Origin of the sequence: Aureimonas sp. SK2, assembly GCF_029813115.1 — a bacterium.
Lineage (GTDB): Bacteria > Pseudomonadota > Alphaproteobacteria > Rhizobiales > Rhizobiaceae > Aureimonas.
Genome location: NZ_JAPZDS010000001.1, coordinates 1 through 24712 on the forward strand (window position 1 = coordinate 1; position 24712 = coordinate 24712).

25 protein-coding genes, 1 other RNA gene and 2 pseudogenes are annotated in these 24712 nt (G+C 68.2%); 15 read left to right on the forward strand and 13 right to left on the reverse strand.

What is annotated here, in order from left to right:
* Positions 1–110: 110 nt before the first annotated feature.
* From O5O54_RS00005 to O5O54_RS00030, 6 genes are read right to left on the reverse strand one after another with little or no spacing between them, the layout of a single operon-like run.
* Positions 111–2003, reverse strand: coding sequence for a bifunctional sugar phosphate isomerase/epimerase/4-hydroxyphenylpyruvate dioxygenase family protein (locus tag O5O54_RS00005; protein ID WP_279477498.1), 1893 nt, complete (start codon positions 2001–2003; stop codon positions 111–113).
* Positions 2004–2044: 41 nt separating this feature from the next.
* Positions 2045–2878 carry a shikimate dehydrogenase gene (locus O5O54_RS00010; RefSeq protein WP_279477500.1) on the reverse strand — a complete coding sequence of 278 codons (834 nt, stop codon included), beginning with the start codon at positions 2876–2878 and terminating at the stop codon, positions 2045–2047.
* A gap of 11 nt (positions 2879–2889) precedes the next feature.
* On the reverse strand, positions 2890–3639 hold the full coding sequence (locus O5O54_RS00015; RefSeq protein WP_279477502.1) for an amino acid ABC transporter ATP-binding protein: 750 nt from the start codon (positions 3637–3639) through the stop codon (positions 2890–2892).
* A 57-nt stretch (positions 3640–3696) separates the two neighbouring features.
* The gene (locus tag O5O54_RS00020; RefSeq protein ID WP_279477505.1) at positions 3697–4518 is read right to left on the reverse strand and encodes a transporter substrate-binding domain-containing protein; all 822 of its coding nucleotides are present in this window, start codon (positions 4516–4518) and stop codon (positions 3697–3699) included.
* 50 nt (positions 4519–4568) lie between these two features.
* A complete protein-coding gene (locus O5O54_RS00025; RefSeq protein WP_279477507.1) occupies positions 4569–5225 on the reverse strand; it encodes an amino acid ABC transporter permease in 657 nt (218 codons plus the stop codon).
* Positions 5226–5235: 10 nt separating this feature from the next.
* Positions 5236–5904 carry an amino acid ABC transporter permease gene (locus O5O54_RS00030; RefSeq protein ID WP_279477510.1) on the reverse strand — a complete coding sequence of 223 codons (669 nt, stop codon included), beginning with the start codon at positions 5902–5904 and terminating at the stop codon, positions 5236–5238.
* Positions 5905–6053: 149 nt separating this feature from the next.
* On the opposite strand from O5O54_RS00030, the gene O5O54_RS00035 reads away from it, so the two are divergent.
* Positions 6054–6974 (forward strand): LysR family transcriptional regulator, encoded by a 921-nt coding sequence (locus tag O5O54_RS00035; protein WP_279477513.1) that lies wholly within the window; start codon positions 6054–6056, stop codon positions 6972–6974.
* 5 nt (positions 6975–6979) lie between these two features.
* Here O5O54_RS00035 and O5O54_RS00040 read toward each other — a convergent pair whose 3' ends face one another.
* Genes O5O54_RS00040 through O5O54_RS00055 form a run of 4 tightly spaced genes read right to left on the reverse strand, consistent with a single transcriptional unit; the run spans position 6980 to position 10113 of the window.
* Entirely contained in the window at positions 6980–7657 is a 678-nt protein-coding gene (locus O5O54_RS00040; RefSeq protein ID WP_279477515.1) for a transporter substrate-binding domain-containing protein, read from the reverse strand.
* Positions 7654–8427: a 4-hydroxy-2-oxoheptanedioate aldolase gene (hpaI, locus tag O5O54_RS00045; RefSeq protein ID WP_279477516.1), complete on the reverse strand. Its 774-nt coding sequence runs from the start codon at positions 8425–8427 to the stop codon at positions 7654–7656. Before hpaI ends, O5O54_RS00040 begins: the two co-directional genes overlap by 4 nt.
* The gene (hpaH, locus tag O5O54_RS00050; protein WP_279477519.1) at positions 8424–9206 is read right to left on the reverse strand and encodes a 2-oxo-hept-4-ene-1,7-dioate hydratase; all 783 of its coding nucleotides are present in this window, start codon (positions 9204–9206) and stop codon (positions 8424–8426) included. Before hpaH ends, hpaI begins: the two co-directional genes overlap by 4 nt.
* 13 nt (positions 9207–9219) lie before the next feature.
* Positions 9220–10113, reverse strand: coding sequence for a dioxygenase (locus tag O5O54_RS00055; RefSeq protein ID WP_279477520.1), 894 nt, complete (start codon positions 10111–10113; stop codon positions 9220–9222).
* Positions 10114–10464: 351 nt separating this feature from the next.
* Here O5O54_RS00055 and O5O54_RS00060 point away from each other — a divergent pair, with 351 nt between their 5' ends.
* The 5 genes from O5O54_RS00060 (at position 10465) to O5O54_RS00080 (ending at position 15028) form a co-directional block, all read left to right on the forward strand.
* On the forward strand, positions 10465–11136 hold the full coding sequence (locus O5O54_RS00060) for a GntR family transcriptional regulator (RefSeq protein ID WP_279478669.1): 672 nt from the start codon (positions 10465–10467) through the stop codon (positions 11134–11136).
* A complete protein-coding gene (locus O5O54_RS00065) occupies positions 11133–11951 on the forward strand; it encodes a sugar phosphate isomerase/epimerase (RefSeq protein WP_279477521.1) in 819 nt (272 codons plus the stop codon). The genes O5O54_RS00060 and O5O54_RS00065 overlap by 4 nt, the downstream gene beginning before the upstream one ends.
* Positions 11952–12044: 93 nt before the next feature.
* Positions 12045–12884, forward strand: a complete 840-nt coding sequence (locus O5O54_RS00070; protein ID WP_279477522.1) for a transporter substrate-binding domain-containing protein — start codon at positions 12045–12047, stop codon at positions 12882–12884.
* 642 nt (positions 12885–13526) lie between these two features.
* On the forward strand, positions 13527–13976 hold the full coding sequence (aroQ, locus tag O5O54_RS00075; protein WP_279477524.1) for a type II 3-dehydroquinate dehydratase: 450 nt from the start codon (positions 13527–13529) through the stop codon (positions 13974–13976).
* A complete protein-coding gene (locus O5O54_RS00080; RefSeq protein ID WP_279477526.1) occupies positions 13973–15028 on the forward strand; it encodes a Gfo/Idh/MocA family oxidoreductase in 1056 nt (351 codons plus the stop codon). The genes aroQ and O5O54_RS00080 overlap by 4 nt, the downstream gene beginning before the upstream one ends.
* Positions 15029–15231: 203 nt before the next feature.
* On the opposite strand, the pseudogene O5O54_RS00085 reads toward O5O54_RS00080, so the two are convergent.
* Positions 15232–15381, reverse strand: a pseudogene (locus O5O54_RS00085) (NAD-dependent dehydratase); the annotation flags it as partial.
* On the opposite strand from O5O54_RS00085, the pseudogene O5O54_RS00090 reads away from it, so the two are divergent.
* Both O5O54_RS00090 and O5O54_RS00095 read left to right on the forward strand, forming a co-directional pair.
* Positions 15375–15741: pseudogene (locus tag O5O54_RS00090) on the forward strand (IS3 family transposase); the annotation flags it as partial. The pseudogenes O5O54_RS00085 and O5O54_RS00090 overlap by 7 nt on opposite strands.
* 663 nt (positions 15742–16404) lie before the next feature.
* Entirely contained in the window at positions 16405–17382 is a 978-nt protein-coding gene (locus tag O5O54_RS00095; RefSeq protein ID WP_279477529.1) for a zinc-binding dehydrogenase, read from the forward strand.
* 38 nt (positions 17383–17420) lie between these two features.
* Here O5O54_RS00095 and O5O54_RS00100 read toward each other — a convergent pair whose 3' ends face one another.
* Together O5O54_RS00100 and O5O54_RS00105 are read right to left on the reverse strand one after the other, a co-directional pair.
* On the reverse strand, positions 17421–18620 hold the full coding sequence (locus tag O5O54_RS00100) for a lytic murein transglycosylase (RefSeq protein WP_279477532.1): 1200 nt from the start codon (positions 18618–18620) through the stop codon (positions 17421–17423).
* A 75-nt stretch (positions 18621–18695) separates the two neighbouring features.
* Positions 18696–19487 carry a GH25 family lysozyme gene (locus O5O54_RS00105; RefSeq protein ID WP_279477534.1) on the reverse strand — a complete coding sequence of 264 codons (792 nt, stop codon included), beginning with the start codon at positions 19485–19487 and terminating at the stop codon, positions 18696–18698.
* A 185-nt stretch (positions 19488–19672) separates the two neighbouring features.
* On the opposite strand from O5O54_RS00105, the gene O5O54_RS00110 reads away from it, so the two are divergent.
* From O5O54_RS00110 to rsmH, 7 genes are all read left to right on the forward strand, one after another.
* Positions 19673–19906 (forward strand): hypothetical protein, encoded by a 234-nt coding sequence (locus O5O54_RS00110; protein WP_279477536.1) that lies wholly within the window; start codon positions 19673–19675, stop codon positions 19904–19906.
* A 160-nt stretch (positions 19907–20066) separates the two neighbouring features.
* The gene (locus tag O5O54_RS00115; protein ID WP_279477539.1) at positions 20067–20783 is read left to right on the forward strand and encodes a DnaJ family molecular chaperone; all 717 of its coding nucleotides are present in this window, start codon (positions 20067–20069) and stop codon (positions 20781–20783) included.
* Positions 20780–21535 carry an N-acetylmuramoyl-L-alanine amidase gene (locus O5O54_RS00120; RefSeq protein WP_279477542.1) on the forward strand — a complete coding sequence of 252 codons (756 nt, stop codon included), beginning with the start codon at positions 20780–20782 and terminating at the stop codon, positions 21533–21535. The genes O5O54_RS00115 and O5O54_RS00120 overlap by 4 nt, the downstream gene beginning before the upstream one ends.
* A 188-nt stretch (positions 21536–21723) precedes the next feature.
* Positions 21724–22266, forward strand: a complete 543-nt coding sequence (locus tag O5O54_RS00125) for a lytic transglycosylase domain-containing protein (protein ID WP_279477544.1) — start codon at positions 21724–21726, stop codon at positions 22264–22266.
* A gap of 65 nt (positions 22267–22331) precedes the next feature.
* An RNA gene (rnpB, locus tag O5O54_RS00130) (RNase P RNA component class A) lies at positions 22332–22725 on the forward strand.
* Positions 22726–23215: 490 nt separating this feature from the next.
* Entirely contained in the window at positions 23216–23677 is a 462-nt protein-coding gene (gene mraZ, locus O5O54_RS00135) for a division/cell wall cluster transcriptional repressor MraZ (protein WP_279477546.1), read from the forward strand.
* A complete protein-coding gene (rsmH, locus tag O5O54_RS00140; protein WP_279477548.1) occupies positions 23674–24711 on the forward strand; it encodes a 16S rRNA (cytosine(1402)-N(4))-methyltransferase RsmH in 1038 nt (345 codons plus the stop codon). Before mraZ ends, rsmH begins: the two co-directional genes overlap by 4 nt.
* The last annotated feature ends 1 nt before the right edge of the window (position 24712 follow it).

A 24712-nucleotide genomic window follows, 5' to 3' on the forward strand; every position in this document is an offset into this window, starting at 1 on the left:
CAGATGGCAACCGCCACGGGCCGTGCCCTAACCGGCGCCGCTAACCTCCTCAGCGGCGCGGTTCGCGACCTGGACCCACCGAGCGGCCGCCTGGGCGAGGTGCGTCGGCATCAATTCGTGGGCAGGCCCGCGGGCTTGAGGCGGGCCTGCGTGGCCAAACGGATCGGCGCGTTGGGCGCGCCGAGGCCCCGGTAGCCGCGCCGCTCGACGATTTCGATGAAGAAGCCGCCCTCCAACGCGCCGAGATAGATCTGCAAATATTCGCCCGCCTCGTCGCGGTCATAGAGGATGCCGCTTCGGCGCATGGCGTCGAGGACGCCCGGCTCGAGGTCGAACTTGGCGTCGAGGTCGTCGTAGTAGTTCTGTGGGATGGGCAGGAAGGAGACGCCGTTCGCGCCGAGACGCTCGACGGTGGCGAAGATGTCCGCCGTGCGGAAGGCGACGTGCTGGACGCCGGGCCCGACGAACTGCGACACGAAGCGCGAGGACTGGGTGCGGTTCGACTGCGAGCCGTTGAGGACGATGCGGAGGCTGGCGTCCTCGTTCTCCAGAACTTGGCTCAGCACCAGCCCGCCGGGGTCCGGCACCTCGAGCGGCGCCAAGGGTTTCAGGTCGAAGATCGACCGGTAGAACAGGGTCCAGGACAGGATGTCCTCGAAGCGCGCGGTTTGGGCGATGTGGTCGATCGCCTCCAGACCCGCGCCCGCATGGGCGTTCCAGCAGGGCTCAAGGTCGAAATCCACCTCCCACTGCCGGCCGAGCGCGTCGTCCTGCGGCACGAGATAGAGAAGGCTGCCGCCGAGGCCCCGCAGCGCGGGGAGCTCCAGCTCGCCCGGACCGACCGGCTGGCGGAAGGTCGTCGCGATCAAGCCCTCCGCGCGCTTCAGGGCGGCGTCGGCGTCCTGCATGCGCAGGCCGAGCGCGGCGACGTTGGTGCCGTGAACGATATAGGAGGAATGGGCGAACCCCTCCGCGTCGGTGTTGACGACGACGCGCAGGTCCCCTTGCGCGAAGAGCCGGACATCCTTCGAGCGATGCCGGCCAACGGCGCGAAAGCCGATGGCGGTCAGAAGCTGCGCGAGCGCGACGGCCGAGGCGTTGTCGGTCGCGAACTCCAGGAAGGAGAGGCCGGCGGTCCTGGCCGGCGGCGGCAGCGGGTTCGGCTCGGACGGTCCCTTGACCGCGCGCCCCTCGGCCTTCAGCCGATCCATCATGTAAATCAGCGAGCGGCGGCCGTCGACGGCGGTCTGGCGCGCCGAACCCGCGCGGAACTGGTCGTTGAAAATCTCGAGCGAATAGTAGCCGTCGTAGCCCGTCGCCTCGATCGCGGCCATGAAGTCGGCGACGGGGAGTTCGCCCTGGCCGGGCATGTTGCGGTAGTGCCGGCTCCATGAGAGGAGGTCGAGGTCGAGCCTCGGCGCATCGGCCATCTGGACGATGAAGATCTTGTCCTTGGGGATCGAGCGGATCGATCCGCTGTCAATCCCGCGCGACAGCGAGTGGAAGCTGTCGAGGATCAGGCCCACGTGGGTGTGGTCGGCCCGGCGCACGATCTCCCAGGCGTCGCGGTGGTCGTTGACGAAGCGGCCCCAGGCCAGCGCTTCGTAGCCGATGCGCACCCCGTGCTCGCGCGCGACGTCGCCGAGGGCGCCCAGATCTTCCGCCGCCCGGTCGATGCCACCGAGCGCCAGCGGCGAGACGTTGGAGCAGATCAGGATCAGGTCGGTGCCGAGCTCGTTCATCGTCTCGAACTTGCGCCGCGCCCTCTCGAAGGCGCGTGTGCGCTGGGGCTCGGGCAGGCCCTCGAAGTCGCGGAAGGGCTGAAACAGCGAGATTTCGAGCCCCGCGTCGCGCACCATCTGCCCAACGTCCCGCGGCCCCTGGTCGAAGGCGAGGAAGTCGTTCTCGAAGATCTCGACCGCGCCGAAGCCCGCTTGTGTGATGGCGGCGAGCTTCTCCGACAGGTCGCCAGAGAGGGAGACGGTGGCGATCGAGGTCTTCATGGCGAAGGGCTCCGTAAGAAGAGGGGTGCGAAGACGCCGCGTCAGTAGCGGATCGCCGCACCCTGTCGGAGTTCATCAACCTCCACGCGCGGATAGCCGAAGAACTCGAGATAGGCCGGGATCTGCTCGAACAGCATGTCGGTGCCGACCTGATAGCGGCAGCCGCGCTCCGCGACGGCGGCAAGGAACGGCGTGATCTCGGCCTTCATCACCACTTCGCCCACAAAGGTGGACGGATCGATCCGCGAGACGTCCATCGGCAGGGGATCGCCGTCCTTCATCCCAAGCGGCGAAGCGTTGACGACGAGATCGAAGCCGGCGGGATCGTTGCCGGCCGTCTCGACGGCGAGCGTCTCGTAGGCTGCGCGCAAACGCTCGGCCAGCGCGCGCGCGGACGCCTCGTTCACGTCGTACAGAGCGAGGCGCGCCACGCCGCTCTTGGCCAGCGAGGCCGCGATCGCGGAGCCGACCCCGCCCGAGCCGACGACCAGCGCCGAGCGACCCTGAAGCTCCACGCCCTTCGCCCGGACGCCGCGCACGAAGCCCTCGCCGTCGAACATGTCGGCCTCGATGGCGCCGTCCTCCCTGAGCCGCAGGGCGTTCGCGGAACCCGCGATCCGCGCCGTCACGGACACGCGGTCGGCGATGCCGAGGGTCGTGATCTTGTGCGGCATGGTGACGAGCGCGCCATGGATGTTCGAAAGCCGGAAAAGCGACCGGACGAAGGTCGGGTAGTCCTCCGCCTTGCACCCCATCGGTACCACCACGGCATCGATGCCGCGCTTCTCGAACCACGGGTTGTAGATCATCGGCGCCTTGAAGGTCGCCGTCGGGTAGCCGAGATGGGCGATCAGTCGCGTATGACCAGTGATCATGATCGCATGCCTCAATGCAGGATTTCGCCGAGGAAGGCTCTCGCCCGCTCGTGGCGTGGGGCCTGGAAGAAGGCTTCCGGCGTGTTCTCCTCGATGATCTCGCCGTCCGCCATGAAGATCACGCGATCGGCGACCTGACGGGCGAAGCCCATCTCGTGCGTCACGCAGATCATGGTCATGCCGTCGCGGGCGAGGCCGACCATCGTGTCGAGCACTTCCTTCACCATTTCGGGGTCGAGCGCGGAGGTCGGCTCGTCGAAGAGCATGGCGATCGGCTCCATGCAGAGCGCGCGGGCGATGGCCACGCGCTGCTGCTGGCCGCCGGAAAGCTGCGCGGGATACTTGTCGGCCTGGTTGCCGATGCGAACGCGCTCCAGGAAGCGGCGCGCGGTCGCCTCGGCCTCCTCGCGCTTGGCCCCGCGCACGCGCATCGGCGCCAGCATGCAGTTTTCCAGCACCGTCATGTGCGGGAAGAGGTTGAACTGCTGGAACACCATGCCGACCTCGCGGCGCACGATGTCGATCGACTTCTGCCCGTCGCTGAGCTCGGTGCCGTCCACCACGATCCGGCCCGACTTGATCGGCTCCAGATGGTTGATGCAGCGGATGAGCGTCGACTTGCCCGAGCCCGACGGCCCGCACAGGACGATCTTCTCGCCGCGCCGGACCGAGAGGTTCACGTTCTTCAGGGCGTGGAAGGAGCCGTAATACTTCTCCACGCTCTCCATGCGGATCAGGATGTCGTCGCTGGTGGCGGTCATCGGGTCCTCCCGGGCTCGTGCGAACACCCGCAAAGGGCGTTCGCACGAAGGATTTGGTTACTGGCTGACGGTGAAGCTGACGCCGTCGATCGTCGCCGGCAGGTCGGTCACCGGCACCTGGAGCCACTCGGCATGGGAGGCGTTGTAGCCGTCGCTGCCGACGTAGCTCTTCAGGAACTCGTTGAGCGCCGTGTTCCAGTCGCTTTCGCCGAGGCGCGTCGCCACGCCCTGGTAGAGCTGGCCGATCGGGAACTTGTTCTCGTAGGTGCCGGGCGACGCCTTCTCCAGCCGCTGGATGTAGAACTGGTTGGAGCCGAGCGCCTTCACCTGGCCCGAGAGCAGGGCCTGGATGTTGGCGGCGTCGTCGTCAAAGCGGTGGATGTCGGCAGAGGGCGCTTCCTTGGTGAGGATCGTGTCCATCGGCGCCGAGCGCGGTACGCCGACGCTCACGCCCGAAAGCGCGGCGAGATCGGGCAGGGCGGTCGTCTTGGCGGCGGTCACGTAGAGCGTGTTGGCGGCATAGGGGTGGCTGAACTGCACGGATTTCGCGCGCTCGGCCGTGATGCCGACCGAGGCGATCAGCATGTCCACGCGGCTGGCGGTCAGCGCCGGGATGCGGTTGGCGACGGCGAGCGGCACGAACTCGGCCTCGAGGCCGAGGCTTTTGGCGAAGGCGCGCCCGACCGTCGCGTCGAACCCTTGCGCCTCGCCCGTCGTCGAGAGGCAGCCCCAGGGGCAGTTGTCGGCCTGGATGCCGATGCGCACCTTGCCGGCGGCCTTGGCCTCGTCCAGCGTCATGGCGCCGGCGGGCAGGGCGGCCGCGACCAGGGCAAGGGCGGCGATGCCGAGGCCGAGCGTGCGGGTGAGCGTCTTCGTCATTCTATGTCCTCCTCTTTGACATTTTCGACTTCTGGCGAAGGGCAGGCCCTTCAGCGGGCCGCCTGCGCGAGGCGGCGTTCCATCCGGCTGCCCCAGAGCGACAGGGGCCAGCACATCAGGAAGTACAGGATGCCGACGATCCCGAAGACGAGAAGCGGCTGGAAGGTCTGGTTGGAGACGATCTGCCCGGCGCGGGACAACTCGATGAAGCCGACGATGGCGGCGAGCGAAGTGCCCTTCAGGAGCTGAACCAGGAAGCCGATGGTCGCGGGCAGCGACAGGCGGAAGGCCTGCGGCATGATGATGTCGCGCATCAGGCTCGGATATTTGAGGCCGAGCGCGTGCGCCGCCTCGCTCTGGCCGAGCGGCACCGCCTCGATGGCCCCGCGCCAGATTTCGCCGAGAAACGCCGAGGCATGGGCGGTGAGGGCGACGGCCACCGCCAGCCACGGGTCGACGTTGAGGCCGAAGAGCGGCAGGCCGAAGAAGAACACGAAAAGCTGCATCAGGAGCGGCGTTCCCTGGAACACCACGATCCAGGCCTTGGCGGGCCAGCGCAGGAGCCGGTTCTTCGAGACGCGCGCCAGCGCCACCACGAGGCCGAACAGGATGCCGCCAACGAAGCCGAAGCCGGTCAGGATCAGCGTCCAGCCGAGGCCGCGCAGGAGAAACAGCATTTCCGGAAGGCCGACGGTACTCGTTCCCATGATCCCGGCCTCACTTCGTCGGATAGTTGAAGGACAGGCGCGCGATGGCGGCCAGCGCCGTCATCAGGAGCCAGGACAGGGCAAGGTAGATGCCCGTAATGGTGAAGTAGACCTCGAAGGAGCGGAACGTGTCGCCGTCGATGCGCTGGGCGACGCTGGTCAGCTCGAATGCCGAGATCGAGGTCGCGATCGAGGTCATCAGCGTCAGGAGCACGAACTGGCTGGCGAGCGAGGGGAAGATCGCGCGCAGCGCCGGCTTCAGGATGATGAGGCGGAAGATGTCGGCGCGCGACAGGCCAAGCGCGAAGCCGGCTTCGCTCTGGCCCTTGGGGATGCTCTCGACGCCGCCGCGAATGATTTCGATCGCATAGGCGCCGCCGTTGAGGCCGAGCGCCAGAATCGCGGTCGTCGTCGGGTCGAGCCTCACGCCGGCGAGCGGCAGCGCGAAGAAGATGAAGAAGATCTGGACGAGGAACGGCGTGTTGCGCACCAGTTCCACGAAGGCGATCACCAGCCCCGCGCCAATCCGCGAATGGGACCGGCGCACGGCGACGCCCGCCACGCCGATGATCATGGCGAGGACCATGCCGCAGAGCGCCAGCCAGAGGGTGCCGAGCGTGCCCCACGCAAGCTCCGGCCAACGCGCCAGGATGACGCCGAAGTCGAGTTGGACGTTCAAGCCGATCCTCCCATCAAGCCTTCCCCCAAGGTCTCCCGGAAGGCTCTTTCCCTAGCCATCGCAAGCACCCGGCAACAGGTCAAATACCGATTTCGCGACTTGCGGAACATGATGTTAATCTCGGCCCTGCCGAAGACGGGAGAGCTGATGTGACCAAGGCCCTGACGCTGCGCCAGATCGAGGTGATCCGCGCGGTCATGGTCGCGGGCTCCATCCAGGGCGCGGCCAAGCTGATGGGCGTTTCGGCGCCCGGCGTCAGCCGCCTCCTGAAATACACGGAGGACACGGTCGGCATCCGCCTCTTCGAGCGAAAGGGGGGGGTGTTCCTGCCGGCGTCCGAGGCGCGGATGATCTTCTCCGTCGTGGAGCAGGTGCACCGGGAGATCGGCAACCTCAACGAGGCCGTGGCGCTGCTGCGCCGGGGCGATAGCTCGGTCCTCAGCTTCGCCTCCGCGCCGTCCATCGCGCAGTTCATCGCCGCACGCGTGATCCGGTCGCTGCGGCAGAGCTTCCCGCATCTTGGTATCGACCTGAACGTGTTGAAGATCGAGGAGACGGCCGACTACCTGCTTCTGGAGCGGGGCGAGTTCGTCGTCATGAGCTCGCCCAGCACCAATCCGGCGCTCGTCTCGCGCCCGCTCGCTCAAGGGCGCCTCGTCGTGATCGTCCCGGAAGGTCATGAGCTCGCGGAGAGAGACGCGATCTCCATCCACGAACTGGCACGCGAGGCGGTGATCGGAGTCGATCCCCAGGATCCCTACGGCGCGGTCCTCGCGCGGCCCTTCATCGACGCGGGACTGACCCCGCACTATTCGATGCGCGGCCGCTTCGCCCAGACCGTCGTGTCTTTGGTGCGCCACGGCCTCGGCGTCGCATTGATCGACGAGTTCTCCGTGGCGGAGGTCTACATGCCGGGCCTCGTGCAACGTCCGCTCGTTGAGCCGAGCAGCGTCGTCCCCTACGTCCTGATGAAGCGGGGGCGCGTCCTGTCGAGCTTCGCCGAGGATGCGATCGAACGCTTCCAGGCCGAACTCGTGCGCGCTTCGGGCGCTGGAGCGGGCGCGGCCTGAAGACATCACGCGGCGGCGGGTGCGCCGGGTGCGCCGAACCAGGATTCGAGAGCGGCCTGCGCGTGTGGCTTCCCGAGGGTAAGGGCGAGCGCCTGGGGAATGCGCAGGAAGTCGTCCGCCATGAGGCGCACCTCCGGATTCTCCAGCGTCAAGTGCTGCAGGGTCGAGCGGATGCCGGCCACGGCGTCGCAGCCGCCCGTCAGCACGGCGGCGCGCGCGTCCTTCGGGTTGTCGAAGGCGACGAGTTCGGCGTGGGCGAAGCTCTGTTCGAGATGGGCGGTGTAGGCGGCGCCCCGCACCACCGCGATCCGTAGGCCTTGCGCGTCCGCGTCCCGGCAAGTCGAGAGGGGCGAGCGCCCAAGCGTTGCGAGCGTTGCGTCGACGGTGGTGAAGGCGGGCAGGAAATGCAGGCGGTCGCGGCGCGACGGCTCTACGGCCAGGACCGCCGCGTCCCATGCGGCTATGTCCTTAAGGATCGCCCCGCCCGATGCGAAGGGAACGATTTCGACGGGAATGCCCCAGTCGGCGGCGAGCCGCCGCGACAGGTCGATCGCCTTGCCCTCGAAGACGCCGGGGCTCGTCTCCGTCGCCATTTCGGCATTGGCGACGTTCACCGCCAGCCGGAGCCTGCCCGTCGGCACCAGCTCGCGCCGGGCCGCCTCGGAGAGGGGGCCTGCGCTCACGCCGCGAACTCGCGCGCGAGAGCCTCGGTCTGGCGGGCGAGGATGCCGATATCGACGCCCACCGCCGTGAAAGTCGTGCCGAGTTCGATGCAGCGCCTGGCGAAGGCCTTGTCGGGGGTGAGGATGCCGGCCGGCTTGCCCGCAGCCCGGATGCGCGCGATCGCGTCCTCCACGGCGGCGACCACCTCTGGATGGCCCGCCTGCCCGACATGGCCGAGGCTGGCGGCCAGATCCGCCGGGCCGACGAAGACGCCGTCGACGCCCTCGACGGCGGCGATCTCCTCCAGCCGCTCCAAGGCCTCTCGCGTCTCGACCTGAACGAGGAGGCAGAGCTCGCCCTCGACGTCTCGCGCATAGTCCGCCACGCGCCCGAAGCGGGTGGCACGCGTCAGCGCCGAGACGCCCCGGATGCCGCGCGGCGGATAGCGCATCGCCTCCACCGCCGCCCGCGCCTCGCCCGCCGTATGGACATAGGGGATCAGAAGCGTCTGCGCCCCGATGTCGAGGAAGCGCTTGATCAGAACGGGATCGTTCACCGCCGGCCGCACCACGGGCGACACGGCGTAGGCGCTGAGCGCCTGAAGCTGCGGCAGGACGGTGAGGACGTCGCCTGGCGAGTGCTCGGTGTCGAGCAGGATCCAGTCGAAGCCGGAGCCCGCCAGCGCCTCCGTGACGAAGGCGTCGGGGATGGCCGACCAGAGGCCGATCTGCGACCGGCCCGCCTTCAGCCCGGCCTTGAAACCGTTGCGGGGCAGGGGGAAGGCCGTCATGTGAAGGACACGCCGATCGCGCCGCAGGGGCCGTAGTCGGCATGGATCACGTCGCCGGGCGCGATGTCCACCGGCCGCGTGAACGAGCCGCCGAGGACGATCTGGCCCTTCTTCAGGCCCGCGCCGACGGCCGCCAGCTTGTTGACGAGCCAGGCGATGCCCGCCGCCGGATGGCCCATGATGGCGGCCGAGACGCCCGATTCCTCGATGATCCCGTTCTTCGACAGGGTCGCGCCGATCCAGCGCACGTCCACGTCGAAGGGGCGGAACACGCGGCCGCCGACCACGATCGCGCCAAAGGCGGCGTTGTCGGCGATCGTGTCGGTGATGGCGCGCGGCACTTCCGTGCGATAATCGATGATCTCCAGCGCCGGCACGACATATTCCGTTGCGCGCATCACGTCGTGGATGCGCGTGCCGGGGCCTTGAAGCTCCTCGCCCATGACGAAGGCGAGCTCGACCTCGAGACGCGGCTTGATGAAGCGGGTTGCCGGGATCTGCGCGCCGTCGTTGAAGAGCGCGTCGTCGAGAATGCGCCCGTAGTCGGGCTCGGTCATCTTGGAGGCCATCTGCATGGCGCGGGAGGTCAGGCCGATCTTGTGGCCGGCCAGCCGCGCGCCGCGCGCGATGCGCTCGTCGGCCCAGAGGTCCTGGATGCGATAGGCGTCCTCGATCTCCATGTCCGGATAGGTGCGGCTCAGCTGCACCACGGGGACGCGGGTCTCCTCGGCACGCAGGATGGAGGCGGCGGCCTCGCGGCGTTGGTCGTCGGTCAGCATCGTCCAGGGCTCCTTACTTGATCGGCGGGCGCGGCAGCACGGCCTCGCCGGGCTCCATGACGTAGGTGTAGTCGAGCTGCACCCAGGGTCCCGCGATGTCGGGGCGGTCCGGGTGGGGCTCGGTGTGTTCCACGAAATCGCCGGTCAGCGCCTTGGTCACACCGAACTGCACGTCCGAGTCGATCCACGGGCAGGACGGGTCGAAGACCTGGCTGATCAGCACCTTGTAGCCCGGCTTGAAGATCAGGGCGTGGAGATGGGCGGGCCGGTAGGGGTGGCGGCCCTGCGCCGCGAGGAGCCGTCCGACCACGCCGTCCGTCGGGATCGGGTAGCCGACCATGCGCACCGACCAGAAGGAAAAGCGGCCGTCGGCGTCGGTGGTGAACTTGCCGCGCAGGTTCATCTCGGCCTGCTCGGGGTCCTGGTTCTCGTAGAGACCGACCGGCGAGGCGTGCCAGACGTCGACCTCGGCGCCCGCGATCGGGCGGCCTGTCGCATCCTCGACGCGCGCGGTGACGAAGAGCGGCGTGCCCGGCGTGTCCGAGCGGATGATCGAGCCGCCGTTCGGCACGCGCGGCGAGTTGAGGCGCCAGAACGGCCCGAGCAGCGACTGGGAGGTCTCCGTCTGCCCGCCCTCGCCGTTGTTGAGGAGGCAGACCAGCGTGGAGACGCCGAGCGAGCCCGACATCAGTACGAACTCGTTGTGCGAGTCGCTGGCCAGCGCCCCGATCTCGTTGAGGATCGCGGTGGCCTCGCGGAACTCGGCCTCCGTCAGCTTCACGTCGCGCACGAAGGCATGGAGATGGGTGATAAGGGATGTCAGGATCTCGCGCAGCCGGGGATCGCGCGTCTGTGCCATGACGTCGAGAACCGCGGGCGTGACGTCCCCTTGGGTGCGAATGAGCATGATCGGACCTCCCTTCCTGAGCCGGAGGACTGCACGATCATCGATTATCCGTTAAGTCCCGTTTCGCCGCCGCCGCATGGCATCCTTTGCGACCGATCGGCGGACTACCCATCTGCACGCTCGAAACCGGTGAAATCTGAGGAAATCCAGCGCACGATCCGCCCTGCGGGTTCCAGACGGGTACGGGCGCCATCGTGCGAACCGTCCGCGGCTTGACAGCAATAATCGTTTTTCGTAGCCATCGTCGATGACAACCTGCGAGCATGGGACAGGGCGTTGGCGGCTTCGTTGATCGAGCGGGAAGAGGGCGGGAAGGCAGGGGCGGCAAGCGCCGCCGCCGTTCGCCCGCTCATGGACGACGGCAAGAACACGATCGCCAGCCAGCTCGTGCACCGCCTGCGCGAGGCCATCGTCTCCGGCCAGCTGGAGGCGGGCGCCAAGATCAATCTCGACCGCGCGCGCCAGAACTTCAACGTCAGCCTCAGCCCGCTTCGCGAGGCCCTGGCGCGTCTCATCGCCGACGGCCTCGTCGAGTTCGAGGACAATCGCGGCTATCGCGTCACCCCGCTCTCGCTCGCCAATCTGGAGGAGATCACCAGCCTGCGCGTCGAGATGGAAAGCTTCGCGCTGCGCGAGGCCATGCGCGTCGGCGACGTGGAATGGGAGGGCAACGTCATGCGCGCGCTGCACCGCCTCAACCGCGCCGAGCGCGATCCCGCGCGGCCCGAGACGCTGGAAACCTGGGAGGCCGCCCATCGCGACTTCCACCTCACGCTCATTTCGGGTTGCCGGCACCCGCTGCTCCTCAACTTCTGCGGCATTCTCCTCAACCTCAACGACCGCTACCGCCGCACCTTCCTGACCCGCACCTCGGGCGACCGGAACGTGGCGGCCGAGCACAGCGAGATCGGGCAGGGGGCGGTGGCGCGCGACGTCGACTATGCCTGCGCCAAGCTCGCCGACCATATCCGGCGCACGGGCGCCAACCTCGTGCGGCATCTCGCCGAAAAGGGCATCGCATGACCGGTCAGGCCGCTCCCTTGGGCGTCGCCCATTTCTCGGCGATCGATCTGCCGCCGCTCGACTTCGTGCGCGCCGCAGCCGCCGCCGGCTTTTCGCGCGTTGGGTTCCGCCTCCACCCGGCCTTTCCCGGCGCGCCCTTCTACGAGTTGCCGGCGGGGAGCCCCGAGGCGCGCGACGTGCGCTCGGCGCTCGACGATCACGGCGTCTCGCTCCACGACATCGAGTTCGTCGTCCTGTCCCCCGACTTCCGGCCCGAAACGCTGGCGCCCATGCTCGAAGGCGCTTCGGCGCTCGGCGCCAAGCGGCTCAGCGTCTGCGGCGACGATCTGGACGAGAGCCGCCTCGTAGAGGCGTTCGGCGCCGTGTGCGATCTGTGCGCGGGCTTCGGCATGAGCGTCGATCTGGAGAACATGGGCTGGCGGCCTGTCGCGACCTTCGACGCGGCCTTGCGCGTCGTGGAAGCGTCCGGCCGCGCCAATGCCGGCGTGCTGGTGGACGCGATCCATCTGTTCCGCAACGGCGGACGGGTCGAGGACGTGGCCGCCGCGCCGGCCGGGCGCATCGGGGCGCTGCAGCTCTGCGACGTCCGGGGCGACGCCCCGTCGAGCGCCGAGGCGATGGTGGCGGAGGCCCGCTCGGGGCGCTTCGCGCCCGGGGAGGGGATGCTTCCGCTCGCCGAGCTTCTCGCCGCCGTGCCGAGGGAGGCGGCGGTCGCGGTCGAGGTTCCGATCGCGCAAGGGCGCGCGCCCGCCGATCACCTCGCGCATCTCGCGCGGTGCGCCAGACAGATTCAGGGCAGGCACAACCTGTCCTGACCCGAAACCCGCGAGGCCGGCCGGGAGAGCCGGGCTCGCGGCAATCGCTCGGCCGCGCGCGGCCGGCTCATCGTCACCCCTGGGAGGATTGTCATGCTTTCGATTTTCACCAACGGCCGCACCCTGGCCCGCCGGGCCGCCTTGGCGACCGTCGCCCTCGCGGCCCTGTTCGGATCGGTCTCGGCCGATGCCGCCTCGCTCGAAGAGGCCAAGGCCCGTGGTCGCATCATCGTCGGCATCCAGGGCGACAACCAGCCCTGGGGCTTTGTGAATTCCAGCGGTCAGCAGGACGGGTTCGACGCCGACATCGCCCGGCTCTTCGCCGAGGACCTCGGCGTCGAGGTCGAGTTCACCCCGCTCGCCGTCTCCAACCGCATCCCGGCCCTGACGACCGGCAAGGTTGACGTCCTCTTCGCCACCATGGCGATGACGGAGGAGCGCGCCAAGGCGATCCAGTATTCCAAGCCCTATGCCGGCAACGTCATCTCGCTCTACGGACCGAAGGACAAGACGATCACGACGCCCGAGGAGGCGGCGGGCCTGTCCATCGGCGTGCCGCGTTCGAGCACGCAGGACACCGCCGCCACCAAGCTCCTAGAATCCACCGCCACCATCCGCCGCTTCGACGACGACGCCGCCTCGATCCAAGCGCTCCTCTCGGGCCAGGTCGATGCCGTCGGCGGCAACCAGTTCTACCTGCAGCGGCTCGATAACGCGGCGCCCGGCAAGTACGAGCGCAAGATCGACTTCGTGACGGTCTTCAACGGCGCCGGCACCCGCCAGGGCGAGAAGGACTGGAACGAGGCGATCAACGCCTTCATCGACAAGATCAAGGCGAACGGCGAGCATGCCGCCGTCTACGCCAAGTGGATGAAGGTTCCGGTTCCGCAGTTCCCGGAATCCATTCCGAACATTCCCTTCACGGTGCAGTAACGCGCTCCGGCGAGGCGGGGCCCCTCGCTCCGCTTCGCCGCGGCCCGCAAGACGCATGGCGTTCCGCCGCCTCGCCGGGCAACGTTCTTTCCGCGCTTTCAGGACGCCAGCATGACCATCGAGGGTGACGCCCTGCCGGCCGTCCGGGTCGGTCTGATCAGCTCCGACATCCAGTTTTCCAAGTCCCATAGCCTCCACGAGACGGAAAGGCGCGCTCGGGCCGGACGATCGCCATACGCTCTTCGACACGCTGTACTCGTCCTTCGACGCGATGGTTCTGCCCGACCTTCTCGTGTGCGCGGAGAGCCTGAGGCCTTGCCGGCGTCAACGTCACCCATCCTTTCAAGCAGGCCGTCCTGCCGCATCCGACCGGCCGTCCGACGACGCTGCGATGCTGGGCGCGGGTCAAACGGTCATCGTGCGCGACCACGCCCGCACTCGCTGCCACACCGCCTGGCGGGGCTGCTTCGTAGGCTTCAGGGCAGGTCTTCCGAACACCGCGTTCGGCTCGGCGGTGCCGCTCGTCTTCGGCCGGGACGCGGCGCACGCCGCGAGGCGGCCCGCATGACCCGCCACTTCACGGGCCTTCGCGCCTTCTAGGGTGCGCCGCCTTCCTCAACCGGACCTTTCGAAAGCCGCCCCATGAGCCTGATCTTCGTCCTCAACGGACCCAACCTCAATCTTCTGGGCAAGCGCCAGCCCCACATCTACGGCACGGAGACCCTTGCCGACGTGGAGCGCGACTGCCGGGCTCTGGCAGGCGAGCTCGGCCACGAAATCCGGTTCCACCAGTCCAATCGCGAATACGAGATCATCGACTGGATCCACGAGGCGCGCGAGACGGCCGTCGGCATCGTCATCAACCCGGCCGCCTTCACCCACACCTCGGTCGCGATCCTCGACGCGCTCAATACGTTCGAGCCGCCGGTGATCGAGATCCACATTTCCAACGTCCACAAGCGCGAGAGCTTCCGCCACCATTCCTACGTCTCGCTGCGGGCGGACGGCGTGATCGCGGGGCTGGGAACGCAGGGCTATCTCCTGGCGATCCGCCGCGTCGCGGCGCTCTGCGCAGCGGCCGCCCAGGCATGAGCGGGCCGGACGCCTACCCCGCCCGCATCGCGGTGATGGGCGCGGGCCTGATCGGCCGGCGCCATATCCAGCATGTTCGAGCCGAACCGGAGACCGAGCTTGCCGCCGTCGTCGATCCGACGGAGGCCGGCCGCCAGGTCGCAGCCGACAACGGCGTGCCCTGGTATGCGAGCTTCCGCGAGATGCTGGCGGCGGGCCGGCCGGACGGTGTCGTCATCGCGACGCCGAACCAGGTCCATGTCGAGAACGGCCTCGAAGCGGTCGCCGCCGGCGTGCCGATCCTCGTGGAAAAGCCAATCGCCGACGATCTCGAGGAAGGCGAACGGCTCGTCGCGGCAGCCGAGGGCGCGGGCGTCCCGCTTCTCGTCGGCCACCACCGCCGTCACAACCCGATCATGCGGGCCGCGCGCGAGATCGTGGCGAGCGGCCGGCTCGGCCGGATCGTCACGGTCAACGCCCTGTTCTGGCTCTACAAGCCCGACGACTATTTCGACGTCGCCTGGCGGCGCGAGCCGGGGGCGGGGCCAGTCTTCCTCAATCTCATCCACGACATCGACAACCTGCGCGCCCTTCTCGGCGAGGTGGTCGCCATTCAGGCGGCCGAGTCCAACACCGTCCGGGGGCATGGGGTCGAGGAGACGTCGGCGATCATCCTCGAATTCGCCTCCGGCGCGCTCGGCACCGTGTCGGTCTGCGATACGGTCGTGGCGCCCTGGAGCTGGGAGATGACGACGGGCGAGAACCCCGCCTATCCCCTCGCCGACGAGGCCTGCTACGTCATCGCCGGCACCGCGGGTTCCCTGTCGCTGCCCAAGCTCGAGGTCTGGACGAACGACGGCAAGCCCGGATGGTGGGAGCCGCTGCAACGGACGCGGGTGGGCGTGGCCGCCAAAGATCCTTTGGCCTTGCAGATACGCCATTTCGCCGCCGTGATCCGGGGCGACGAACCTCCGCTCGTCAGTGGGCGCGAGGGCCTGCGGACGCTTGAGGTCGTCACCGCCATCAAGCAGGCGGCTCGCACCGGACTACGCACGACTCTGCCGGTCGCCTGAGGCCCCGAGCGGGGTTCCGTCCGGCGGTCATGTCGGGCGCGAGCCCTCGGCTCCGTTGCCGATGCCCTGACGAACGGACCTCTGGCCGGAACAGACCCCTGCCGCTTCAGGTGCCGTTTCGGGGACGTCTGCGCGCCTGCACGAAATGAGGCGTCGGCATGCCGTACCGCGGGAAGCCTCCCGGTCGAAAGGGCCAGGCCTCGGGGGATCAGCCGGTCGGCGCGAAGACGCTCGAAGAGGTCGAAGAAGGCTTCGTCTGTGGCCTGGTAGTCGACGAAGCCGAGCCTCCGGCTCTTACCCATGTCGGTCACCACCTCGATAGGCCATCCGAGGTCGGCGTCCGTGTGCGATGCGCGACCCTATGCGGACCGAGCTGCCGCTCGCCGCGCTGATGATGGCAGCCCAACGCCAACGATCAGCGCCCAGCCTCATCTGCCATTCGGATCGCGGGTGGCAATACGCGGCCGGTGTATAGGGCGATTACCTGACTGTAATCGGCGCGGTGCCCTCGATGAGTCGCACCGTCAATTGCTACGACAATGCCTCGACGGAGAGCCTCTTCCACACCCTCGAGGTCGAACTCGTGCATCGGTGCCGGTGGGCGACGCAAGCCAAAGCGCGCCAGGCGCTGTTCGGATACATCGAGGCCTACTACAACCGACACCGTATGCATTCGGCCATCGGGTATCTCAACCCCCGAACAAGCCGAGCAGCGCATGATCGGCGAACCCAGCGTGTCCGCAAAACCGGGGGAAGATCACTTCGCGTGCTCCTCCGAAGCCAAGGGGCAGGAACCACTCCCCTCTCGCCCTCTTTCCTTATTCTATTCCCGCTCTCCCGCGCCGCGTCTAACCTTCCTCCCATCGCCGCCCCACTGAATGGGCGCGAATGATCACCGGGATCGTTCGGAGGGGTGGCGAGCGGTGTCCGCGATGCGTCTCCTGCCGGAGGAGGCGTGGCCCGGACGGTTCCTATCGGCACATGGGGGTTGGCTGCCCAAAACGAGGCGGCTCTTCGACAACTCGGCGTTGGAGACAGCCCAGGTCCACCGGTGAGAGCAGCTGGACAGATCGGGCCGAGACGCCCTGCGTAATCCCCGAACAAAAGGCCAGGGCCGGCTTCGCATCCCGGTCCGGAACCGCAACCACCGCGCGGGTCGCCGGAGGCGGACCACATACACTTGACTACCCACGGAGGTTCGCCTCCGGCGGCCCGTCGCCCGTTCCAAGGAACGGCGGCACAAGACGGAAACACCCCATCACCCCGGCCGCAATCAGCGGTGCGGGTGCTTTGGCTTGTTCCCGGTTCCGCCCCTTGGCGGCACGGCCCCGGCCTCCCATGTCCCGCCTTCGTTGCCCAAGACCGGAAGGACGGACATGAAAAGCGCGCTTCACGAGACGTTCGGCGATCCCGCCGAGGTTCTGCATCTCGCAGACAGCCCGGCGCCCGAGCCGGGCCCCGGCGAGGTGCGCGTGCGCACCATCCTCTCGCCGATCCACAACCACGACCTTTGGACCGTGCGCGGCTCCTACGGCTACAAGCCGGAGCTTCCCGCGATCGGCGGCTCGGAAGCCGTCGGCACGATCGAGGCGGTGGGCGAGGGCGTCGATGCGTCGATGGTCGGCCGACGCGTCGCCGTCGCCGGAGTCCATGGCACCTGGGCCGAGAGCTTCCATGCCAAGGCCGGCGGCGTCATGCCGGTGCCGGACGAGATGGAAGACGAGGCCGCCGCGCAGCTCATCGCCATGCCCTTCAGCGCCATCACGCTTCTGGAGATGCTGAATGTGACGCAGGGCGAGTGGGTCGTCCAGAACGCGGCCAACGGCGCGGTCGGCCGCACGCTCGCGGCGCTGGCCGAGGCGCGGGGCGTCCATGTCGTCAATCTCGTGCGCCGGGACGAGGGCGTCGCCGAGATGGAGGCGGCCGGCATCGCGAACACCGTCTCCACCGCCGCCGACGGCTGGAAGGACAAGGTCCGCGCCATCGCCGGCGGCGCGCCGATCAAGGCCGGCGTTGATTCGATCGGCGGTCAGGCCAGCGCCGACCTCGCCGACCTCCTGGCCGAGAACGGGCTCTTCGTCTGCTTCGGCTCGATGACCGGCGAGCCGATGATCATTCCGTCCGGCGCCGTGATCTTCAAGCAGTTGACGGTCAAGGGCTTCTGGGGCGCGAAGGTCATGCCCGCCACGTCGCCCGAGGACCGCAGGCGCCTCATGGGCGAACTCGTCTCGCGAGTCCTCAAGGGCGACTTGACGCTCCGGGCCGACGAGATCGTGCCCCTCTCCGAGATCGGCCGCGCCGTGAAGGCCTCGCTGGCCCCCGGCAAGGTCGGCAAGGTGCTGCTCAAGCCCTGATGCGAAGAGGGCGGGCCGTGTCGGCCCGCCCCTTTGGTTCAGTTCAGCGCGGCGAGGAACGGCGCCGTCGGCCAGCCGTCCGGGGCAAAGCCCCGCTTGCTCTGCTCGGCGGCCACCGCCGCGCGGGTGTTGGCGCCCAGGATCCCGTCCACCTTGCCGACATCGTAGCCGAGCGTCACCAGCTTGTTCTGGAGGACCTTCATCTGCTCGCCGTCGAGGCCGGGCTGCGGGTTGCCCATGTCCACCACCGGCTCTCCCGCCAGCCGCGTGCCGAAATAGGCGGCCGTCAGCGAGTAGGTGAGCGAGTTGTTCCACTGAAGGTAGATGTCGAAGTTCGGGAAGGCGAGGAAGGCCGGCCCGCCCTTGCCCTGCGGCAGGATGATGGAGGCCGGCACGTCGTCCGTCTCCAGCGGCGACCCGTCCGCCTTGGTGACGCTGAGCGCGGCGAAGGCGCGGCGCGGCTCCTTGTTGACGAGCGCCGCACGGTCGAAGGGGAAGTCGGCCGGCACGCGGATGGCCTCCAGCCAGGGCTGGCCGCGCTGCCAGCCCATGGACTGAATGAACTTGCCGGTCGTCATCAGAACGTCCGGCACGTCGGTCAGGAGGTTGATCTGGCCGTTGCCGTCCTGGTCCGTGCCGAAGGCGATGTAGTCCTCGGGCAGCATCTGGGTCTGGCCGAGTTCGCCCGCCCAGGCGCCGCGCATCTGGTCGGGGCGCAGATACCCCTTGTCCACCAGCTCGATCGCCGAGATCAGGTGCGGGCGGAAGATCTCGGGGCGGCGGCAGTCGTGCGCGAGGGTGGCGAGCGCCGAGAGCGTGTCGAAGTCGCCGAGCACGGCGCCGAAGTCGGTCTCCAGGCCCCAGAAGCTCGCGATCACCGGGCCGGGCACGCCGGTCGCCGCTTCCACCTCACGGAAGGTCGCGGCGTGCTTCTTGAGCTGTGCCTGGCCGCGCGCCAGCCGGTCCTTATTGACCATGCGGCCCTGGAAGCGGCTCCATTCCTGCTGGAACACGGCCTGGCCGCGATCGCGCGCCAGAACCTTGTCGTCCTGCCGCACGTTGGCGAGCGCCCGGTCGATGCCGGCGGCCGAGAGACCCTTGGCCTCGGCCTCGGCCTTCACGCCGGCCATGAACTGGTTCCAGTCGCCGCCGCACTGGGCGCCCTGCGCAGCAGCGCCGGCCGTCCCCGCGGCCAGAAGGGTCGAGGCGAGGGCCAGCGATTTGAAGGAAAGGGCCATGGCGGCGGGTCGCTCCGTTGCGGTTGAGGATGCGCCGCCTTTGACGGAGCAAATGGGGCGGATTGAGGAAGATGGTCAGGACGAGGGCCGGTGCGAACGCAGCCAGGTGACCCAGTCGGTCTTGGTGCCGAAGAAGGCGTTGCGGTCCACCGGCCCGGCGACCCCGGGAACGGTGCCCGTCGCCGTCCACTGCCAGAAGTGCCAGTCCCGATCGGGATAGTTCTTAGCGGGGTGATCCTTTACCCCACGCAACCAGAACGAATGGTTCGGGAAGGTGCCGACCAGGCGGTCGCGGTGGATGTCGATCGGCGCGTAGACGATCGGGCGCACGCCGTAGTGTTTTTCGAGCGCGTCCATGAAGGCGCTCATCTCGCGCACCATCTCGTCGCGCGGCGGCCGGCGCGTGCAGGTGGGGGAATCGGGCGTCCATTCGACGTCGAGCACCGGGGGCAGGGCGGCCGGGTCGCGCGGCACGTTCTCTATGAACCAGCGCGCCTGCTCGATGCCCGGCCGGCACCAGTAGAAGAAGTGGTAGGCGCCGCGCGGCACGCCGGCCGCCCCCGCCGCGTCCCAGTTGCGCCGGAAGGCCGAGTCCAGCCGGTCCCCGCCCTCGGTGGACTTGATGAAGGCGAAGGCGACCCCGCCGGCGCGAACGGCTTCCCAGTCGATCTTGCCTTGGTACTTCGACACGTCGATGCCGTGGACGGGATAATGGTGCGGCTGCGAGCCCGACACGCCGGTGAGGCCGAGATCGGTCGGATCGAGCGAGGCGGAGCGGCAGCCGGCGACGACGAGCGCCGCGCCGACGAGGATGAGGAGCCGGGAGCCGAAGGCGGCCCGCGACAGAAGGCTATGGATCGCGCGCATGCATCTTCCCGTTGGCGGCCGCCGGGACATTCCGGTCTGGGACTTGTCCGAGGCTTTTGCCCATCCCTGCCTCACAAGAGGATGATCGGGTCCGAAACATGACGACTCAAGCCGTGATCCCGCGCGGTTGAACCTGTGGCCCTGCCGATCGTTGGGGCGGGGAGTATCATCAACGGAGACGATCCATGCGTTCCCTGACCATCGCCCTCGGCGCCCTTTCCATGCTTGCGCTCGGCGCCTGCTCGGACAACAGCAGCTCCAGCTCCACCCCGGCGGCGACGACCACCACTCCCGCGACCGGTACCGCCACCACGCCGGCACCCGCCACCGACACCGCGACGACCCCGGCGCCGGCCACGGGCACGACCACCGCGCCTGCCACCGGCACGGGCACGACGGGCACCACGACCACCCAGTAAGCGAACGGCACGAAGCCGCCGAAACAGGCCCGCGCGACCGGCGCGGGCCTTTTCGTATGGCTTGCAGGTCGGGATCGTTAGCGGCAAGGCTTTGAGCCCCCGCGCCGCATCGGCTAGAACGGCACGGATTCGCCCATCGAGGCGGCAGGACCCGGCTTCCATGTCCATCTTCTCGACGCTCGCCCAACTCTTTCGCGATCTCGCCGCTTCCGGTGCGGAAGCCATCGAGGCCATTGTCGAGCGCGTGCGCACCGCCTATTCGGGCGACCGCGACACCCGCCGGCGCGTCGCTTTCTCCGTCGCCATGATCGCCCTCTCGGCCAAGATGGCCAAGGCCGACGGCGTCGTGAGCCAGAAGGAAATCAGGGCCTTTCAGGACATCTTCAAGATTCCGCCCGAGGAGGTCGGCAACGTCTTCCGCCTCTACGACCTCGCCCGCCGCGACACGGCGGGCTTCGAGATCTATGCCGCCAAGATGCGCGGCCTGTGCGACGGCGGTCCGGGCAACTGCGCCCTTCTCGGCGACGTGCTGGACGGCCTGTTCCACATCGCGGGCGCGGACGACTACATCCACGAGCGCGAGCTGCAGTTCCTGGCGCGCGTCGCCGAGATCTTCGGGCTGACGCCGGAGGAGTTCGAGGGCGTCAAGGCACGCCATGTCCAGAGCGGCCCGGACGGGGCCTTCGCGGTGCTCGGCGTCCGCCCGACCGATCCGCCGGAGGTCATCCGTAAGCGCTATCTCGAGCTCGTCAAGGAGAACCACCCGGATCGCCTGGCCGCGCGCGGCGTGCCGGAGGAGTTCATGGCCATCGCCACCGAGCGCATGAAGGCGATCAACGCCGCCTGGTCGTTGGTCGGCCGCGTGGCGATGACATGACGCCCGACAGCTCGGTCGTGGGTGAGATCGTCGCCTCTCCGTTCCACGACGAGCGGCGCGACGGTGCGCTGCCCGACATCCTTCTTCTCCACTACACAGGCATGACGACCGGGGAGGCCGCCCTTTCGCGTCTGACGGGCGAGGGGAGCGAGGTCTCCGCGCACTATCTCGTGGAGGAGGACGGGCGTGTCATCCAGCTCGTGCCCGAGACGCGGCGGGCCTGGCATGCAGGCGTCTCCTGCTGGCGCGGGCGGAGCGACCTGAACTCGCGGTCCATCGGCATCGAGATCGTCAATCCCGGTCATGCACACGGCTATCGTGCGTTCCCGCCGATCCAGATTGCCGCCGTAATCGAATTGTGTCGCGACTGTGTCGCGCGCTGGACCATTCCCGCGCAAAACGTCTTGGCCCATTCTGACGTGGCGCCCGATCGCAAGGAAGATCCGGGCGAACTGTTTCCTTGGGATCAACTTTTCCGTGCCGGGGTTGGCCATTGGACGGAGCCCGCTAGGGCGATCGGAGGCCGGTATCTCACGCTGGGGGATCGGGGACAGCCGGTGGAGGCCTATCAGGGGCTCCTTGCGGCCTATGGCTATTGTCAGAAAATCGACGGAACCTTCGATGAGGCAACGCGTTTCAACACGTTTGCCTTTCAACGTCACTTCCGTCAGGGCCGTGTCGACGGGGTCGCCGACATGGGGACCATCACGACGCTCCATCGGCTTCTGACGAGCCTCCCCAGGCTGGACTGAGGCTGGAGGCGTCTCCGGATCGCGTCTCGAAATATTTCACGCGTTAATGTTCCGTGATCGTGGCGACACATTCACGGTCGATTCCGACGGCAAAACCCCCTCGTCATCGCCGCCGCGTATCGGGCGGCTCATGAGGGGGCCGGCCGCTTGTCCGTTCGACGGGCGCGCCGACAATCCACGGAACAAAAATGAACCGACTGCCTGCCGCGGCCTGTGCCGCGACGCTTCTGCTTGCCCAGATTTCTGCCGCTCAAGCCGATACCGCTTCATCCACGTCCCTGGCACCCGTCGCGGAGCCTTCCATCTCCGAGCAGAAGCCGGCCGACAAGGCCGAGGAAGCCGCATCCGAGCTCGACACCCGCCCCTTCGCCGACATCATCGAGCGGGAAGCGAAGGCCAATGACATCTCGGTCGAGCTCGCTCATGCGATCGTGTCGGTCGAGAGCAACTACCGCGTCGAGGTGACGGGGCGCGCCGGCGAGATCGGTCTCATGCAGATCAAACCCGCCACCGCGCGGGACATGGGGTTCACGGGGGATGCCCGGGAGCTGTACAACCCGGCGGTCAACATCAAGTACGGCATGAAATATCTGGCCGGCGCCGAGCGCCGCGGCGGGGGCACGCTCTGCGGCACGATCCTGAAATATAATGCCGGGCACTATTCCAAGCGGATGAATCCGACCTCGGCGCGTTACTGCGAGAAGGTCAAGGTCGTTCTCGCCTCTCTCTGACCGGGGCTGGCGGCCGGCCCCGCTGCGCTTGACAGCGGCCGGTGCTTGAGCGACATCCCGCCCTGCCAGCCGGCCGGGCGGCCGCTCCCGCAATCGCCGAAAGGCGGCGGGGGAGGAAAGTCCGGGCTCCGAGGAGAAACGGTGCCGGGTAACGCCCGGCGGGGGTGACCCCAGGGACAGTGCCACAGAGAGCAGACCGCCTCGCAGCCGTCAGGTCGCGGGGTAAGGGTGAAAGGGTGGGGTAAGAGCCCACCGCGCGGCCGGCAACGGTCGCGGCATGGTAAACCCCACCGGGAGCAAGACCGAATAGGGACGACGCGGCGGGCAACCGCCGGCCCGCTCCGGGCCAGTCGTCCGGGTAGGTTGCTTGAGGCGCCGCGCGAGCGGCGTCCCAGAGGAATGGTCGCCGCACGGCTTTAGGCCGTCGCACAGAACCCGGCTTACAGGCCGGCTGGCCCTCGACCTCCGTTCATGGGATCGATCCCCACCGCAACCGGTGGATGCTGCATCATCGCTCGAGCCCACCAGGCCAAGCCGTTGATTGGCTGGCTAATAGTGCCATGGGCGATCGTGGCAACCATCTGATTGCGAAACATTTTCTGCGCGGCATTGCTGCAACGCGGCGGCTTGCGGCGCGGGCGTACGCAATCCCGCAAGTGACTGTTTCGGCACGCGTTTCAGAATTGCGGCAAAGGTCGTGCGCGCCCGGCAAGGGGCCTTGTGGGCGGTCTGTCCCATTGACCCCCATATGCGCCCATGATATCCCAAAACCCATATTCGAAGGCCCGTTCAGGGCCGATTCCATGCATTGGCGTCTCCCTCTCCGGTCGAATTCGATCGGAACGATCTGCAATCTATGGTTGCTGGATTGGGGTGGGCTGTGCCGGTTTCGGACTGTTTCGGGTTGTGACGACAGGGAGTGCGAGAGCGGGGCTGGGGTTCGCGGGTGGTGGAGCGGTTTCTTTCCAACGCGATCAACAACGTGGACGCGAAGGGTCGCGTCTCGGTGCCGGCCCACTTCCGCCAGGTCCTGGCCGGGCGGGGGGTTCGTGAGCTCTACGCCCTGCAGGCGATCGGACACCCGGCGATCGACGTCGGCGGCGTCGATCTCCTGGAGCGGTACGAGGCGCGCATGGCCGCCGAGGACCCGTTCAGCGAGGACTATGCCGACATGTCCCTCTTCGCCTACGGCGACGGGGCGTTTTTGAAGTTCGACGGGGAAGGGCGGATCATGGTCTCTGATTTCATCCGCTCGCACACCGGCATCACCGACCGCGTCGTCTTCGTCGGGCGCAACCACTTCTTCCAGCTCTGGGAACCATCCCAGTTCGAGGCCTATCGGTCCGAGGCGAGGGCGCGGCTGACCGCGCGCCGCCAGAGCCGAGGCGCGTTCGAGAGTACACCGGAATGATGGCGGACCACGGCTCGGCATTCGTGCCGGCCGGTGGCGGACCGGTCCGCCACGTTCCGGTGCTTCTCGACCCCGTTCTTCAAGCGCTCGCCCCCCAGCCCGGCGAACGCTTCGTCGACGGCACGTTCGGGGCGGGCGGCTACTCCGCGGCCCTGCTCGATCGCGGCGCGTCGGTGCTCGGCATCGACCGCGACCCGACGGCGATCGCGGGAGCCCGGCCGCTTCTCGATCGCTATCCCGCCCTGACGCTGCATTCCGGCCGCTTCGGCGATCTTCTTGCGATCGCGCAGGAGCGCGGCGAGGCGCCGTTCGACGGCGTCGTGCTCGACATCGGCGTCTCGTCCATGCAGATCGACGACGCCGATCGCGGCTTCTCCTTCCAGAAGGACGGCCCGCTCGACATGCGCATGAGCCGGTCCGGCCCGAGCGCCGCCGATGTCGTGAATCGCTTGAAGGTCGGGGACTTGGCGCGCATCCTGAACTTTCTGGGCGAGGAGCGGCAGGCGGGTCGCATCGCCCGCGCGATCGAGGCGCGCCGGGCCGAAAGGCCGTTCGAGCGGACCCTGGATCTGGCGCAACTCGTCGGCAAGGTGGTCGGACGCTCGCACAAGGACCGGATCGACCCGGCCACGCGCACCTTCCAGGCGCTGCGCATCTTCGTCAACGACGAGCTGGGCGAGCTGGTGCGCGCGCTGGTCGCGGCCGAGCGCGTGCTGAAGCCCGGAGGTCGGCTGGTCGTCGTCACCTTCCATTCGCTGGAGGACCGCATCGTGAAGCGGTTCATTCGCGATCGCTCGGAGGTGGCGTCAGGTTCGCGCCATTTACCGGATGTTCAGCATAGGGACGTCACATTCGAGGCTCGCAACAAAGCCGTAACGGGCGACGAGCGGGAGATCGCTCTCAACCCTCGCGCCCGATCGGCCAAGTTGCGCGCCGCCGTCCGAACCGCGCTGCCGCCCCGGGGGCAAGCGGAGGCCACGGACTTCGTCGACCTGCCATCCCTTGCGGACCTGCCGCCGTCCGGAGCTGCCTGAC